The following is a 15308-nucleotide window of genomic DNA, read 5'->3' as shown; positions in this document are numbered from 1 at the left end:
CCCCATCTATGCATCCCCAGCGAACAGTCCCAAAGTTTGCGATCTGGGCAAACGCCTCGCAAAACCAGACAGCAGCAAACCGCGAAGGGCTTTCTACGGGCTTTCAACCCGGAAAACAAGGGGGCATCGGTGATTTTTGTACCAACCGGAGCGCACCAAGGTGATTCTCGGTGCCGACGCGCAACTAGAAGGCTCTATGTCGTTCGACACGTCGGTCGAGCACCTATCGCCACTTCGTGCGCAGTTCCCAGAAGGCTACGGCGCTCGCGACCGCCACATTGAGGGAGTCCACGTCGTGGTCCATGGGGATGCGCACCGTGTAGTCGCAGGCCGCGATGGTGGAGGCGGCCAGGCCGTCGCCCTCGGTGCCCAGCACGAGGGCCAGCTTGTCGCAAGCCTGCAGGCGCGGGTCGTGGAGCGGCAGGGAGTCGTCCGACAACGCGAGCGCGGCGGTCTTGAAGCCCAGCGAGCGCAAGAGCCCCACGCCCTCGGCAGCCCAGTCGCGCTTGCTGCCGATGCGGGTCCACGGCACCTGGAACACCGTCCCCATGGACACGCGCGCGGCGCGGCGGTACAGCGGGTCGTGGCACGAGGGCGTCACCAGCACGGCGTCGATGCCGAGCGCCGCAGCAGAGCGGAACACGGCGCCGATGTTCGTGTAGTTCGTCACGTCCTCCAACACGGCCACGCGCCGCGCGTCCTCCAGCAAGTCCTCCACGCGCGGCAGCGGCGGACGCTCGAACGCGGCCAGCGCGCCGCGCGTCACCTCGTAGCCCGTCACGACGTGGAACTGCTCGCGCGTGGCCACGAGCACCGGGAACGCGGGGTCGGCCGCGCATAAACGCTCGATGAGCGGCTGCGTTTGCGCGAGCCATTTCTCCTCCAAAAACAGCGAAACCGGACGCACTCCGGCGGCCAGCGCACGGTCGACGACCTTCGCCGACTCGCCGATGAACAGCCCGTGCTCGAAGTCGGGGCAGTCGCGCAGCTGCGCGTCGGTCATGCCCGAGTACGCCGCGAGCCGCGGGTCGTCCACACCGTCAAGGCAGATGATAGGCAAAGCAGGACCTCCTTCTCGTCGGCAGCCATGGTGGCACGCACCGAACCGGCATCGCCCCGAAAGCCCGCGCGGCACGCAACCCCCGCGAGCCCGCGATACCTTCGAATCATCGAGCGTCAGGATCCGGCGGCTCCAGCAGCACGCCACAGCCCCGGGCAGCGACCCGGCGGCTCCGACAGTACGCCGACAGCCCCCAGGAACCTGCCGCGTCGCAGACGCCGACAAGCGCAACGCCCAACCCTTCGTACCGCACGAACGGCGCGACTCGCCCCTCAGGGCCTACGACAACGCGGCGGCAATGGCGAATCCGAGCGCGGTCGCCCCCAACGCCGTGGCGTACGAGACCGCCAGGTAGCCGAAGCAGCGCCGGTAGTCGCCTTTCATGAAGTAGCCGACCGCCTCGTAGCACATGGTGGACATCGTGCTGAACCCTCCCAGAAACCCCACGCAAATCATGGTCTGCACCAGGCTGTCCATGACGACATGGGCCACGATCCCGATGGCGAAGCATGCGACCACGTTGATGCCGAGCGTCGCCCACGGCAGCTGCTCGGGCAGATGCGGGCCGACATAGTCGGTGCACCAAGCGCGCGTCACGGCCCCCAGCGCACCGCCCAAGCCCACGGCGAGAACCGCGGCGATCATTTCGCGCCCCCTTCGCCCTCGCGCCTCGCCTGAGCCCGCTTCGCGCGCAGCCGACGCAAGCGAAGCTGGGCGAAACCGCGGCTGCAGTAGACCCCCGCAAGCGCAGCCAGAAAGCAGCCGATCGACGTGGCGGCAACGTACAGGGCCGCCGTGAGGTAGCCGCCGCTCTGCCACAAGCCCAGCGTCTCGTTGGAGAACGCGGAAAGCGTGCTGAACGCTCCCAAAAAGCCCACGCCCATGCCCCGCACCAGGGGAAGCGACACATGCAGACGGCGCCCGACGTAGCTGTAGACGATCACGAGCACGAAGCACGCCGTCACGTTGATGGCGAGCGTGCCCACGGGAAAGCCCGACTGCCCCACGACGTTCTCGAGCGCGAAGCGGATCACGGCCCCCAAAAAGCCCATGCCGCCTATGAGAAGGTAGTATCGGAGCACGACGGCTTCCTCGCCCGCCCTGTCGCCCTACGCCGCGGCTTGCTTGATGGCCGCCAGCAGATCGTCGAACTCCTCGAACGCGGGGAGTTCGGGGTTGTCGGCCTTGATGGCGTCGGTGCTGCGGAACAGGAAACCGGCCTTGCTCGCCTTGATCATGCCCAGATCGTTGAAGCTGTCGCCGGCGGCGATGGTGTCGAAGCCACACGACTGCAGCGCGCGCACCGTGGTGAGCTTGGATTCGGGGCAGCGCATGCGGATGCCCGCGATCTCGCCGTCGGACGTCATATCCAGTTCGTTGCAGAAGATGGTAGGCCACCCCAGCTTCTCCATGAGAGGGCTCGCGAACTGGGTGAACGTGTCGCTGATGATGATAACCTGCATCTGCGCGCGCAACTCGTCCAAGAACTCCTTCGCTCCCGGCAGCGGGTCGATGGTGGCGATGGTGCGCTGGATCTCCGCCAAGCCCAGGCCGTGCTCCTTGAGCGTGTCCAGGCGGAACTTCATGAGCTTGTCGTAGTCGGGCTCGTCGCGCGTCGTGCGCTTGAGCTCCGGTATGCCGCTCGCCTCGGCGAACGCGATCCATATCTCGGGCACGAGCACGCCCTCCAAATCAAGGCAGGTCACATACATGGGGCACAACCCTTCTCTTCAACGTCGTTTCCTGACTGCAGCATACCCGAGCATCCCCGTCGGGGAAAGCCCGAAACGCCTGTTTCCCGTCGCTCGGATGTCCACGCCGGGAGGCGGCGGACGGTCTCGCCAATCGCGAGGTTTCGCGCGCTCAGTCCTGCGGGACCTCGGCCACAACTTCCACCTCCACGAGCGCGCCCTTCGGCAGCCGCGCCACCTCCACAGCCGAGCGGGCCGGGCGTCGGGCGCCGAACCACTTCGCGTACTCCTCGTTGAAGGCGGCGAAGTCGTCCATGTCGGCGAGGAAGCACGTGGCCTTCACCACGTGGTCGAAATCGGAGCCGGCCGCCGCGAGCAGGGCGGCCACGTTGCGCATCGCCTGCGCGGCCTGCTCCGCCGCGGTGTCGCCCACGAGCTCGCCCGTGACCGGGTCGAGCGCGATCTGCCCCGAGGCGAACAGCAGCCCCCTCGAGACGACCCCCTGCGCGTACGGCCCGATGGCCGCCGGAGCGTCGGATGTTGCGATGGCCTCCATAGGCGTACCCCTTCCGTCGTGACGCCGGCGTCGCTCCCGCGCAAAGCGGCGAGAGGCGCGGACGTCGAGAAATCCCCCGCCATTCTAGCGCATCGCGAGCTGCACGGGCGTGAACATGCCGAAGGCCGATGAACACGTGCCCTATGCAGCCACTCCATAGGGGGCTGCATCAAAAGTGCCGCTTCGCCTGTCTTGTAGTGCAAGGGCTCTGCCCTTGCCGCCCAACAGGCAACGCCTCCGCAGGTTGACGGCAAGGGCAGAGCCCTTGCCCTACAGGGCAGCCTCGGAGGGCACATGTTTTCGCGACTTTTGATACAGCCCCGTCGGCCTGCGAAAACGTTCCTTACTGAGCGGCAAGGTCAGAGCCCTTGCACTACGAATACCTTGGCGGTGCTTTTGTGGCAGCATCATGCTTGGAATGGCAAGGATGCGGGCAATAACGTCGCGGTTGCTCTATAATCGTCTGAACGTTCGCGCACCGTCGATGCAAAGGGGGCCCTGTGGCCGCTACCGTCAAAACGCTGATCGAGAACAACGGCGAGCTCTATTGGGGAACGCGCCACGCCGACCCGGGATACCACTACGGCCTGTCGCTGGACGTGGTGGAGAACGGGCTGGTCGCGCGCGTCGTATACGTGATGAGCGATCTCGACGACAACGACGAGCCGCTCGTGACGCCCGAGACGTTGGTTTCGTGCTACCACGTGGACAACCTGCCGGAGCACGGCATCGTCATCAGCGACCTCATGGAAGAAGACGACGACGCCGTCGGTTGGTACTGCGTCGAAGAGTCGTTCTTCGACAAGGACGACGTGGAGGCGCTGCAGCGAAGCAACGCGCAGCTCGGCGGCTATCTCGACATCGTCCTGCAGATCATGACCATCTCGGCGGACGAGATTGCGGCCGGCATGCCGTCGCTGGACGAGGTCTCGTTCTTCGACCTGCTCGCCGAGCTGGAGGGCATCGCCGAGAACATCGACAACGGCAAGCTGAAAAAGCCCCTGCCCTTCACGTTCCACCTGATCGGCGACGCGCTGCTGGGCTGGCAGTTCGCCGACGAGGCCGACTGGCGCTAAGTCGGGGCGGACAGGGGCGCTTCCTTGGTCGGACGATCTCCGTAGGGGCGCTCTCCAGAGCGCCCGCTCGCGCGGAGCGCGAGAACGCGGGTTCCGGTTGGTTTTCCGGCTTCGCCGGAACGGGCGCTCTGGAGAGCGCCCCTACGGGGGCAATGGAGGCCCGCAGCTCACCCCGGATGACAACGAGAAGAAGGACGATCGCACGCTCCGGGGTTTCATTGCTGGCGCGGTTCCTTCCTTTTATGTTACTATGCTAGTATCATTTATGAGCACGAGCCGGAAACGAGATCGCAAGGGAAGCGAGCCATGATCGACAAGGCCATCTTCGCGCTGCCGGGGATCAAGCGCATCCTCGGGCTGCTGGCGGCGTTCGCCGTGCTGCAGGCGTTCGCGGTGCTGGGGCAGGCGTGGTCGCTGTCCACGGCCGTGACGAACCTTTGGCTCGGCGGCACGGTGGCAGACCAAGCCCTGCTCGTGGCCGTGTTCTTCGCGTGCTTCGTCGGCAGGCAGGGCGTGCTCTACGTGCAGTCCGGCGTGCTCGACCGCTACGCCTACGAGCAGGCGAACGCGCTTCGCCAGGCGCTGCTGGGCAAGGTGTTCACGAACGCCCGGCTCGTGCAGACGCACGGCACCGGCAGCGTGACGGCGGCGGTGCTCGAGGGCGCCGACCAGGTGGAGACGTACTTCAAGCTCATCCTGCCCAAGATCACGGGCATCGCCCTCATCCCCACCATCCTGCTGGTGGCGGCCTTCGCGCTCGACTGGGTGTCGGGGCTCATCATGTTCGTGGCCTTCCCCTTCATCATCCTGTACATGGTCATCATGGGGCACACGGCCAAGGAGAAGGCGTCGCGCCAGCACCGCACGTTCGAGATCATGTCGAACCACTTCATCGACACGCTGCGCGGCATCGACACGCTCAAGCTGTTCGGCATGTCCAAGCGCTACGGCAAGAGCATCTACGAGGTGAGCGAGCGCTTTCGCGAAGCCACCATGCGCACGCTCAAGGTGGCGAACCTCTCCAGCCTGGTGCTCGACACATTCGCCACGCTGTCGGTGGCGGCCGTGGCGTTCATGCTGGGCTTCCGCTTGATCGACGGCTCGGTCACGCTGTTCCCCGCGCTCGCGCTGCTCGTGATCGCGCCCGAGTACTTCCGCCCCATCCGCGAGTTCGCGGCCGACTACCACGCCTCGCTCGACGGCAAGAACGCGCTCGCCTCGATACGCGCGCTCGTGGACGCGCCCGACGACCCGCCCGACGAGCTTCCGCTGCCCGTTTGGAGCGACGGCGCGCGCCTCGCGCTCGACGGCGTGGGCTTCTCGTACCCGGAGTTCAAGGCGCTCGAAGGCGTGTCGCTCGCGGCCGAGGGCTTCCAGAAGATCGGCATCATCGGCGCGAGCGGATCGGGCAAGAGCACGCTGGTGAACCTGCTGGGCGGCTTCGCGTCGCCCGACGAGGGCTCCGTGAGCATCGACGACGTGCAGACGGGGGGCTTTAGGCAGGGCGCATGGCAGAGCCAGGTGGTCTACATCCCGCAGGACCCCTATATCTTCCACGCCACGCTGCGCGACAACATCGTGTTCTACCGCCCCGACGCCACCGACGCGGAAGTCGCGCGGGCCGTCGAGGTGGTGGGGCTGGACGAGCTGGTGAGCGAGCTGCCCGAGGGGCTGGACACGCGCATCGGCGAGGGCGCGCGGGCGCTGTCCGGCGGACAGGCGCAGCGCATCGCGCTCGCGCGCGCGTTCCTCGACCGCGGACGCAAGGTGCTCCTGTTCGACGAGCCCACCGCGCACCTGGACATCGAGACGGAGATGGAGCTGAAGGAGCGCATGCTGCCGCTCATGGAGGGTCGCCTCGTGTTCTTCGCCACGCACCGGCTGCATTGGATGCACGACATGGACTCCATCGTGTGCATGGAGGACGGGCGCGTGGCCGAGCAGGGCACGCTGGCCGAGCTGCAGGCCGCGGGCGGCGCGTTCGCGCGCTTGGCCGCGCAGCTGGAAGGGGGCGCGCGATGAGCCGGAACGCCGCCCGTCAGGCCGACCGCTGGGTCATGCCCTTCTTCAAGCGCTACTGGAAGGCGCTCGCGCTGGCGCTGTTCCTGGGCGTTGCCACGTTCGGGTTCGCGAGCGGGCTCATGGTGACGTCCGGCTTCCTCATCAGCGCGGCGGCCGAGATGCCCGGCAGCATCCTCATGGTGCACCTGCCCACGCTCTTCGTGCGCATCTTCGGCATCGGCAAGCCCATCCTGCAGTACCTCGAACGCTTGACCAGCCACGACTGGGTGCTGCGCATGACGAGCAGCCTGCGCCTCAAACTGTACGAGACGCTGGAGGGCGACGCCGTGTTCTTCCGCCGCAGCCACCGCACGGGCGACATCCTGGGGCTGCTGGCCGAGGACATCGGGCATCTGCAGAACCTGTATTTGCGCGCGGTGTTCCCCACCGTGGTGGCGTGGCTCGTGTACGCGCTGGCCGTGATCGCGCTCGGACTGTTCTCGCCATGGTTCGCGCTGGCCTTCGCGCTCGTGCTGGGCGTGGAGGTGTTCTTGGTGCCGCTCGTGTCGATGCTCGCGAACCGCGCGCGCGTCGAGCGCCGCAAGGCCATGAAGAACGAGCTGTACGGCGAGCTCACCGACAACGTGCTGGGCGCGTCCGACTGGATATTCGCGCGGCGCGGCGCGGAGTACCTCTCGCGCCATCAAGCCGCCGAGCAGGCCATGCGCGACGAGAACGCACGCCTCGACCGCTTCGCCCGCCGGCGCGACCTGGCGTCCACGGCGGCGTTCGGCATCGCGGCGGCGTGTCTGCTCGTGTGGGCCGGCGGCTACTTCGGCGGCGCGCCCGGCGGGGCGTCGAACTGGATAGCCGCGTTCGTGCTGGGCTTCTTCCCCCTCATCGATGCGTTCGCGCCGCTGCCGGCAGCGGCCACCGAGGGATGCGTCTACCGCGATTCCGTCCGTCGCCTGAACGAGCTGCCGCAGGCGGCCGAGCAGAGCGAACCCGCGCCCGACGTGGAGGCCCCCCTCGCCATCGCCATCGACCACGTGGCGTTCAGCTACCCCGGCTCTGCGCGCGTCGTCCTCGACGACGTGAGCCTGACCATCCCGCAGGGCCAGAAGGTCGCCGTCTTGGGGCGCAGCGGCTCGGGCAAGAGCACGCTGGCCTCCCTCATCCGCGGCGACCTGGCGCCCACGTCGGGGAGCGTCACGCTGAACGGCGTGCCCGCGAGCCGCTTCGGGGACGACATGGCGAAGCACATCGGCGTCATCCAGCAGCAGACGTACCTGTTCAACATGACGCTGCGCGAGAACCTGCGCATCGGCAACCCCGCCGCCACCGACGACGAGGTATGGGAGGTGCTCGCCCACGTGGGCCTGACCGACCTGGCCCGCCGCCTGCCCGAGGGCCTGGACACCCTGGTGGACGAGGCCGGCATGCGCTTCTCGGGCGGCGAGCGCCACCGCATCGCGCTCGCCCGCGTGCTGCTGCAGGACACGCCCGTCATCCTGCTGGACGAGCCCACGGTGGGCCTGGACCCCGTAACCGAGCGCGCGCTGCTGGACACGTTCGTCGAGAACGCCCAGGGCAAGACGCTCATCATGATCACCCACCACCTGCAGGGCGTGTCGGCCATGGACCGCGTCGTGTTCGTGGAGAACGGCAAGCTGGAGATGGAGGGCGCTCCCGCCGAGCTGGAACGCACGAGCGAGCGCTATCGCCGCCTGCTGGCCTTCGACCGCGGCATCGCGGCGGGGTAAACGGGCAGCGCGAGTGGCGGGGGAAGCAGGCGATGCCCTCCCCGGAGATTCACGCGTTCGGAGGGATTCCGGCGACTCGGCTTCGATTTCACGCGAACGGATGAATCGCCGCCTACCTGCAAGAAGGCCGTGCGCGTCGGTTCTACCTCATTGACCAATTATGTACATCATATTAGCCCAATGATGAGGCACCTAACCAGATCGATGAGGCAGAAACCGTTAGCGTGCGAAACCTGAAACCCACGGACGCGCAGTTCCCGCCGTAACCAATCCGCGTTTCGCAACATTACGTTGCTTTACGCCGAAGCACGCGCCGTGGTTCAATGGGGCGGCGGCCGAGCCGGCCGACGATTCGCCCTCGCCCCGACGAAAGGACCCCTCATGGCCATCGGAGAGACCCTCGCGCGCATGCGCAAGGAGCGCGACCTTACCCAAGAGGACGTGGCGCGCAAACTCTACGTCACCCGCCAAGCCGTCTCGCGCTGGGAGAACGGCGAGACCGAGCCGAGCGTGGACATGTGCAAGCTCATCGCCGCCACGTTCGACATGCCGCTCATGCAGCTGCTGGAGATGCCCGACGGCGACTACTGCCAAAGCTGCGGCATGCCGTTCTTCCAGGAAAGCGACCACGGCAGCGAAGCCGACGGCGGCCGCTCGGACGACTTCTGCTCGATGTGCTACCAGGACGGCGCGTTCGTGGGCGACGAATCGATGGAGGAGCTCATCGAAGAGGCCGCCCCCGAAATGGCCGAATCGTGCCACATCACCCGCGACGAGGCCGTCTCGTTCATGGGCGCTCTGCTCCCCCACCTCAAGCGCTGGAGGTAGAGGCGCACCGCAATCCCGCTTTCTACACCACCTGGTGCCGCCTGAACGCGCGGGCGGCCAAGGGCACGCACAGCACCAGCGCGAGGGCGTAGACGCACGCGAGCAGGCTCGCGAGGTCGATCGCGAACGACCCGACCGGATACGATACGAGCGAGTTGAACAGCACCTGATCGTTCAAGCCGTTGATGGGGAACAGGTACAGCGCGTGCAGCAGCACGGCGTTGCCGCCGGAGGGGATCATGCCCGTGAGGAAGACGAGCGCCGCACAGGTGGCGAAGATGGCCAGCTGGGAGCGCAGCTTCGACGACAACAGCAGCGTGAGGCCGGCGAATCCGAGGGTCATGAGGTAGGCTATCCCCACTGCCGTCCAGGTCGCCTCGGCCATCGTGAGGTCGTACGGGATGGACAGCGACAGCACCTGCACCGGCAGATCCCCGCCCTCGGCGCCGAAGAACGCGAGCGCCGCGCCCATGATGATGAGCGTCGCCAGCGCGAAGTAGGCCGTGGCGAACGCGAGCGCGGCGATGATCTTCGCCGCCACCAGCTTCGAGCGACCGTAGCGCGACGAAAGCAGCACGGCGTCGGTGCGGTCTTGGTACTCTCCCGAGAACATGGGCGTGAGCGCGATGCAGACGGCCACCATCGCGAAGGCGAAGAACCCGAGGCATGCCAACACGTCGCTCCATCCGCCCGCGTACCCGTAGGCCAAGGGCTCGCCCACCCCGCCCTGCTTCTCCGTCCAGTACGCGCGCTCGACATCGGAATACGTCCACGTACCGCCCATGCCGTTGTCGAGCGTGCGCTGCAGCTTGCCCGCGACGGCCTCGTAGAACCCGTCGGCGGCATCGTCGTCGAGCTGCGCCGCCACCTGGTACGGCTCGAGGGCGCCCACCTTCCACGGCGAGAGCAGGTAGGCATAGTAGGAGTCGTAGATCGCGCGGAACTCGTCTTCGTCGTACGCCTGCTTCATGAGCGCGTACGCCGCATCGTCGCTCAATCCGGCCACGTCGGCGGGATCCACTTTCGAGAACGCGAGCGCCTTGTAGGCGGCCACCTCGCCCTGCACGCGCTCGACCGTCAAGACGCCCTCGTGCGCGGCGGCCTTCTCCTTCTGGTGCGCGATGGCGGCGGTGCCGTTCAGCACCTCGCCCGCGTCGGACGCCGTCTTCGTCTGCACGATGTTGAGCGTCATGATCCCGCACAGCATCACGAGGATGCCCGCACAGGCGATGAGCGACGTGCGGCGCACGAGCAGCTTCTTGAGCTCGAATCGTACCAAATCAAGCATGGTATATTCCTTCTCTCACCGGTTGAATAAAAGTCAGCGAGAAGCGTCGAGGTGCTCGAGATCGCTTCGTTTCGCGCCCGAGCGTGCTTCGCACGTGAGGGCAAGCGAAAAAGAGGCGAGATCGAGCGCATCGACGCTTCGCAGCGTCGGCACGTTCCGCCGTCCGTCAGGACAGCGGAACCACCTCGTCGCGGAACACGTACAGGTACACATCTTCCAGCGTGGGATCGAGCGCCCGCGCGCCGGCCACCGGAGCCTCGTCGGCCACGACGCGCGCCACGGCGTGTCCGTCCGCGGCGTAGTGGACGTTGCTCACGCAACTGGCCGCCGCCAGCTCGTCCGCCTGCCGCACGTCCACATGGCACTCCCACACCTTCCCCGCCACCGAGGCCACCACATCCGTTGGCGCTCCCTGCATGATGAAGGAGCCCGCGCGCATGACGAGAATCTCGTCGGCGATGTACTCGACGTCCGACACGATGTGCGTGGACAGGATGACGATCTTGTCTTGCGCGAAGCTGGCGATGAGGTTGCGGAACCGTACGCGCTCCTTCGGATCGAGCCCGGCCGTGGGCTCGTCGAGCACCAGCACCGCCGGGTCGTTCAGCACGGCCTGCGCGATGCCCAGGCGCTGCTTCATGCCGCCCGAGAACGTGCGCACCTTCTGCCGCGCCACGTCGGCAAGGCCCACCGTTTCCAGCAGCTCGAGCGAGCGGCGGCGCGCCGCGCAGCGATAGAGCCCCTTGAGCGCCGCCAGGTAGCACATGAAATCGAGCGCCGAGAAGTCGGGGTAGTAGCCGAAGTCCTGCGGGAGGTAGCCCAACCGAGCGCGGTACTCGTCGCCGAGCAGGCGCACGTCGCGGCCGTCGAAGCGTATCTCGCCGGACGTGGGGCGCAGCACGTCGCACACCATGCGCATGAGGGTGGTCTTGCCCGCCCCGTTCGCGCCCAGAAGGCCGTACACGCCGGGCGTCAACCGGGTCGACACGCGGTCGACCGCGATCTTCGATCCGAACTGCTTGGTCAGACGGTCTATCGTCAGGTCCATGCCATGCTCCTTGTCATCGTAGGGTCGTCGAATTCCGGGATTCGCCGGCACCGCCGGGCTCATCGGGGAGCCGACGCGGGGGCGAACACGTCGAGGCCGCCCTCGATGCCGCGAATCCACGTGCGCACTTCGCGCGCGGCCCAGCCGAGCGAGGCCGCCGCCACGAGCGCCCATGCCCACGTCGACGCCTGGGCGTACGCATCGGGGACGAGGTAGAACGCCGCATACGTTCCCGCGATCACCAGCAGCGCCCACGCGCACGACAGCGGCAGCGCTTGCGACGAGGGGCAGCGGCGCGCCGCGAGCAGCGCGCCCGCGCACGAGAGGAAGTAGGGAACGCACGCGTGCACGAGCGACGCGAAGGGATCGGCGCCGAGCATGACGGGCGCCGCAAGCGCGATGGCGGTGACCGTCACCACATCCGAGCACCCCAGCACGATCAGCCGCGCCAACGCGACCGCGCGGCAGTCGAATCGGCAGGCGTATTCGAGCTCGGCCACGCGGTGCGCAGCGCTGGCCAGCAGCTCGGGCAGGCCCACGAGCACCGTCGCCGCCGCCAGCATGCCCGACGCGACCGGGAAGCCGTGCGCCATGCCGCTCGACGGAAGGCAGAGGACCGCCATGACGACCACGAGCGCGAGCTGAGCCGCCCATACGCGCGGATGGATGAAGCGTGCCTGGGCGGCGACGAACCCGGCGAACGTCGTCCCGCGGCCCCGCTCGCCCGAGGTTGCGCCCGCCGCGGCTTCCGCGCCCGCTCCCGATCGCTGCTCCGATGCTGCCGCCGCGTACACGGCGGCGAGGGCCGCCGCCTTCGACGCGTCGTCCGGTGCGCCGCGCTCGGCACGGTAGTGCGCCCGCAGCAGCCGCTCCACATCCCGCTTTCCCACGTCGCTCATGCCTCGTCCTTTCCTTCCAGCCCTCGCCGCAGCTCCGAGAGCGCCCGGTTGAGCCGCCGGTTCACCGCGAACCGCGACACCCCCAGCACGTCCGCGATCTCGCCCACCTTGAACCCCTGGTCGAAGCGCAGCTCCACCACGTCGCGCAGCTCAGGGGAGAGCGCGTCAACCAGCGCGCCCACCTCGCCGCCCCCGATCGCCATCGCCGGGTCCGCGTCGGGCGAGCCGTCGGGCACGTCCGCGTCGAGCGGCCCGACGGGAAGCCGCCGCACCCGCGCAGCGTCGATGCAGAGGTTGCGCGCGATGGTGAACAGGTACGCGAGCGGCTTGCCGTCGCGCGGCGAGCGCCCGCTGCGCACGAAACGCAGGAACGCCTCCTGCGCCACGTCCGGCGCGTCGTCGTAGGAAGGCGCATGCCGCCGGCAGTACGCCAGCACGTCGTCGTAATGCTCTTCGACCAAGCGATCGAACGCCTCGCCGTCTCGCAGCCTGTTCTTCAAGCCCCGCTTCACCTCCTCTACCCTCCCTAACGGAAGAACGGGGCCGCATGTGCGGCCCCGCGCGAAAAACCCGAAACGTTTTGGAGAAGCGCCTCCCAGAATACTGCACCTTCTTGTCGCCACCGGGCAAACGGGCAGGACCAGTCATGCGGTGGCAGGGCTGTGCGCCTCCACGCACGAACCGCTCGCCTACGCCCGTTTCACCGCGCGCATCTCCACGTAGCCGGCAACCGGATCGGGCTCGTACTGCACGCGGGGGTTGTCGTCGTCCCATGCGTGGCCGATAGCGGCCGGGTCGTAGCGCTCCATCGCGCGCTGTACGGACTCCACGGCACCGAGGAAATCCTCTTCGCGGAAGGGATCGCCCCGAAACGCGAGGTAGGTGGCGGCCGGCAGATCGACGACGTCGAAACCGTCCGGCACGGGGCCGTCGAATCCGGCGGGCATCTCCGCGCCCTGCACGTAAACGGACGTGCCGGCCGGGCGGAGGTGCGGCGGCAACCACAGGCTCACCGGCTCGCCGCCCAGCTGCTCCATGCTCGTGATCAGGCCCCACACCTCGCTGCCCACCTCCTCGCCGTACGAGAAGTAGTCGAACGCCCGCACGCCGCGCTTCAGCACCACGCGCCGCGCCGGCTTCTCCACCACCTGCACCAGCACGGTGCGCGCCTCCTCCGCCGAATCGGGCTCGTGCGCGCGACGCAGCTCCTCGTACTTCACGCCGTAGGGGATGAACAGCCCGATGGGCACCGGCTCGGCCGCGTAGGCACCCGGGTTGCAGCCGAACTCGCGCAGGAACGCGCGCTGGTAGCCGTCCACGCTGCCGAAGCCCGACTCGAACGCGACGTCGGCCACGCGCCGTCCCTCCTCGCGCAGGCGCGCGGCCGAATGCGAGAGGCGCAGGCGGCGCTGGTAGTCGGCCGGCGTCATGCCCGTGTAGCGTTTGAACAGCCGGTAGGAATGCCACGGCGAGAACAGCGACACATAGGCCAAGTCCTCGATCGACACGTCGTCCTCGACGTGCGCCTCGAGGTAGTCTTGCATCCGCTGCACCGCCAGCACCTGGTCGTTCACTCCGTACCGCCCCTTTCAACCGTCGCGACCCCACTCTACCGTACGCGCCCGCACGCGCTCGACCGTTTTTGCCCTTTTCCCATCGTAAGAACCGAACGGCCACGGCCGTGCACGCCACGGCCAGTGCGACCAGACCACCATGCTCATATCGCGCACGTTCAGCTTGAACTCGATGCCGAGCAGCGTGGCGAACGCCTTGAGTTCGATGCCGTCAGCAACCCCTGAAACGCACGAAAATCACCGCTGTGAAGCGATTCGACGGCCTCGACGCTTCCTCGAAGGGCCCTCGCCCGTCCCCGCCTCGCATGCCGCGAACGTTTTCCCAGCTCACAAAAAGCGTTCGCGACGACCCACAAAGCCGCGAGCTTCACAGCGGTGATTTTCGTGCGTTTCAGGGGCGATCCGCCGCATCAAAACCTTCGTCGACGCGCCACGCGTCCTCTGCGCAGCACCCGACGGCGATCCGGTGCCGCGCGGCCCCGAACGGCCCAGACCGATTTCGACTCGACGGCGGGCTCGACGGCGCAGCACGAGCGTGCAAGCATGGAGGGCTTCTGATGCGAGCCCCAGGCACGTGTCAAGCGACCACCTTGCCGGACCGTCAGCGCTTGTCCAGGAACCGCTCCCACGCGCCGAGCTCTGATTCGGCCTGGTCCTTTCCGCGTGCGAAGTTGGCGACGAGCTTCGCCTGGTCGCGCTCGGTGTTCGCGACGCCCTGGTCGTTCGCGTAGAACACGTAGGCGCTGCCCTCGGCCTCCAAACGCGCGAGCAGGTCGAGCTCGGCGTTGTAGCGTCGAGCCCACGTGTCCAGCGCCGCGCGCATGCGGGGGCGCCTCCAGAAGAACGCGTCGTAGAGGCGGTTGGGGCGCTCGGGCCGGCGGAAACCGCGCGGGCGCGTGCATACGACGAAGAACCGCCGCAGGCCGTCGGCCTTCGCGCGCGGCAGCATGATGCCGGCCCCGTCGCCGATGCCGCCGTCGTACAGCGCACGGCCGTCGATGCGCGTGGGCGGGAACACGATGGGGTAGCTCAGCGAGGCGCGCACGCGCTCCATGAGCGCCTCCTGCGTGGGAAAATCCCCGCGCGCGAAGTACGCCGTCTCGCCGCTGTCGCGATCGACGGCCTGCAGCGTGAGCCGCGCCGGGTTCGCCTGGAACGCCGCGAAGTCGAATGGCAGCGTGCAGCCGGTTCGCGCCTCGCCGTCGCCGCGGCGTAGCGCCCCGAGGCCGTCCGCGAACGCGAGCGGCGCGAGCCACCAGCGAAACGAGGGCCCCACGAGGCACGCGGTGAACGACGCCTTCGCGCGGCGCGCATCGCGCGACAGGTAGTCCACCGCGTTCGTCGCACCCGCGGACAGGCCGTACACGTCGTCGAAGAACAGCCCGTTCTCCAGCATCACCGAAAGCGCGCCCGCCGAGTACGAGTTGCGCATGCCGCCGCCCTCGAACACGAGCGCCACGCCGTGCACGCTGCTCTCCATCGTCGCTCCTCCGTCCCTGCTCGCCCGCCGCCCAAGCGCCCGCG

At 67.8% G+C, this 15308-nt stretch carries 15 protein-coding genes; 4 read left to right on the top strand and 11 right to left on the bottom strand.

Annotated elements, in window-relative coordinates; genetic code table 11:
- Positions 1-223: 223 nt before the first annotated feature.
- The 5 genes from HCH03_RS10315 to HCH03_RS10295 form a co-directional block, all read right to left on the bottom strand.
- Entirely contained in the window at positions 224-1060 is an 837-nt protein-coding gene (locus HCH03_RS10315) for a TrmH family RNA methyltransferase (RefSeq protein ID WP_221689438.1), read from the bottom strand.
- Positions 1061-1339: 279 nt separating this feature from the next.
- On the bottom strand, positions 1340-1705 hold the full coding sequence (locus HCH03_RS10310; protein WP_221689437.1) for a fluoride efflux transporter FluC: 366 nt from the start codon (positions 1703-1705) through the stop codon (positions 1340-1342).
- Entirely contained in the window at positions 1702-2142 is a 441-nt protein-coding gene (locus HCH03_RS10305; protein WP_221689436.1) for a fluoride efflux transporter FluC, read from the bottom strand. Before HCH03_RS10305 ends, HCH03_RS10310 begins: the two co-directional genes overlap by 4 nt.
- Positions 2143-2169: 27 nt before the next feature.
- Complete coding sequence (gene thrH, locus HCH03_RS10300) at positions 2170-2772, bottom strand: bifunctional phosphoserine phosphatase/homoserine phosphotransferase ThrH (protein ID WP_221689435.1); 603 nt, start codon at positions 2770-2772, stop codon at positions 2170-2172.
- 151 nt (positions 2773-2923) lie between these two features.
- Positions 2924-3307, bottom strand: coding sequence for a Rid family detoxifying hydrolase (locus tag HCH03_RS10295; RefSeq protein ID WP_221689434.1), 384 nt, complete (start codon positions 3305-3307; stop codon positions 2924-2926).
- A 500-nt stretch (positions 3308-3807) separates the two neighbouring features.
- Between HCH03_RS10295 and HCH03_RS10290 the strand changes: the two genes are divergently transcribed.
- The 4 genes from HCH03_RS10290 (at position 3808) to HCH03_RS10275 (ending at position 8975) form a co-directional block, all read left to right on the top strand.
- Entirely contained in the window at positions 3808-4383 is a 576-nt protein-coding gene (locus HCH03_RS10290; RefSeq protein WP_221689433.1) for a hypothetical protein, read from the top strand.
- Positions 4384-4689: 306 nt separating this feature from the next.
- Positions 4690-6405: a thiol reductant ABC exporter subunit CydD gene (cydD, locus tag HCH03_RS10285; protein ID WP_221689432.1), complete on the top strand. Its 1716-nt coding sequence runs from the start codon at positions 4690-4692 to the stop codon at positions 6403-6405.
- A complete protein-coding gene (gene cydC, locus HCH03_RS10280) occupies positions 6402-8147 on the top strand; it encodes a thiol reductant ABC exporter subunit CydC (RefSeq protein ID WP_221689431.1) in 1746 nt (581 codons plus the stop codon). Before cydD ends, cydC begins: the two co-directional genes overlap by 4 nt.
- Positions 8148-8528: 381 nt before the next feature.
- On the top strand, positions 8529-8975 hold the full coding sequence (locus tag HCH03_RS10275; protein WP_221689430.1) for a zinc ribbon domain-containing protein: 447 nt from the start codon (positions 8529-8531) through the stop codon (positions 8973-8975).
- A 22-nt stretch (positions 8976-8997) separates the two neighbouring features.
- Here HCH03_RS10275 and HCH03_RS10270 read toward each other — a convergent pair whose 3' ends face one another.
- From HCH03_RS10270 to HCH03_RS10245, 6 genes are all read right to left on the bottom strand, one after another.
- Positions 8998-10263 carry an ABC transporter permease gene (locus tag HCH03_RS10270; RefSeq protein ID WP_221689429.1) on the bottom strand — a complete coding sequence of 422 codons (1266 nt, stop codon included), beginning with the start codon at positions 10261-10263 and terminating at the stop codon, positions 8998-9000.
- 166 nt (positions 10264-10429) lie between these two features.
- The gene (locus HCH03_RS10265) at positions 10430-11311 is read right to left on the bottom strand and encodes an ABC transporter ATP-binding protein (RefSeq protein ID WP_221689428.1); all 882 of its coding nucleotides are present in this window, start codon (positions 11309-11311) and stop codon (positions 10430-10432) included.
- Between the two features lie 59 nt (positions 11312-11370).
- Positions 11371-12210 (bottom strand): hypothetical protein, encoded by an 840-nt coding sequence (locus HCH03_RS10260; RefSeq protein WP_221689427.1) that lies wholly within the window; start codon positions 12208-12210, stop codon positions 11371-11373.
- A complete protein-coding gene (locus HCH03_RS10255) occupies positions 12207-12710 on the bottom strand; it encodes an RNA polymerase sigma factor (RefSeq protein WP_221689426.1) in 504 nt (167 codons plus the stop codon). Before HCH03_RS10255 ends, HCH03_RS10260 begins: the two co-directional genes overlap by 4 nt.
- Positions 12711-12899: 189 nt before the next feature.
- Complete coding sequence (locus tag HCH03_RS10250; RefSeq protein ID WP_221689425.1) at positions 12900-13784, bottom strand: AraC family transcriptional regulator; 885 nt, start codon at positions 13782-13784, stop codon at positions 12900-12902.
- 601 nt (positions 13785-14385) lie between these two features.
- On the bottom strand, positions 14386-15264 hold the full coding sequence (locus HCH03_RS10245; protein WP_221689424.1) for a patatin-like phospholipase family protein: 879 nt from the start codon (positions 15262-15264) through the stop codon (positions 14386-14388).
- Between the last annotated feature and the right edge of the window lie 44 nt (positions 15265-15308).

This window comes from Gordonibacter massiliensis (ex Traore et al. 2017), from assembly GCF_019731765.1.
GTDB lineage: Bacteria > Actinomycetota > Coriobacteriia > Coriobacteriales > Eggerthellaceae > Gordonibacter > Gordonibacter massiliensis.
This window is presented reverse-complemented; position numbering and strand designations above follow the sequence as displayed.

Excerpts from the sequence above, each read along its gene's own strand:
- HCH03_RS10310 (WP_221689437.1), bottom strand. The coding sequence starts at position 1,705 with ATGATCGCCGCGGTTCTCGCCGTGGGCTTGGGCGGTGCGCTGGGGGCC.
- thrH (WP_221689435.1), bottom strand. The coding sequence starts at position 2,772 with ATGTATGTGACCTGCCTTGATTTGGAGGGCGTGCTCGTGCCCGAGATA.
- HCH03_RS10295 (WP_221689434.1), bottom strand. The coding sequence starts at position 3,307 with ATGGAGGCCATCGCAACATCCGACGCTCCGGCGGCCATCGGGCCGTAC.
- cydD (WP_221689432.1), top strand. The coding sequence starts at position 4,690 with ATGATCGACAAGGCCATCTTCGCGCTGCCGGGGATCAAGCGCATCCTC.
- cydC (WP_221689431.1), top strand. The coding sequence starts at position 6,402 with ATGAGCCGGAACGCCGCCCGTCAGGCCGACCGCTGGGTCATGCCCTTC.
- HCH03_RS10275 (WP_221689430.1), top strand. The coding sequence starts at position 8,529 with ATGGCCATCGGAGAGACCCTCGCGCGCATGCGCAAGGAGCGCGACCTT.
- HCH03_RS10270 (WP_221689429.1), bottom strand. The coding sequence starts at position 10,263 with ATGCTTGATTTGGTACGATTCGAGCTCAAGAAGCTGCTCGTGCGCCGC.
- HCH03_RS10265 (WP_221689428.1), bottom strand. The coding sequence starts at position 11,311 with ATGGACCTGACGATAGACCGTCTGACCAAGCAGTTCGGATCGAAGATC.
- HCH03_RS10260 (WP_221689427.1), bottom strand. The coding sequence starts at position 12,210 with ATGAGCGACGTGGGAAAGCGGGATGTGGAGCGGCTGCTGCGGGCGCAC.
- HCH03_RS10245 (WP_221689424.1), bottom strand. The coding sequence starts at position 15,264 with ATGGAGAGCAGCGTGCACGGCGTGGCGCTCGTGTTCGAGGGCGGCGGC.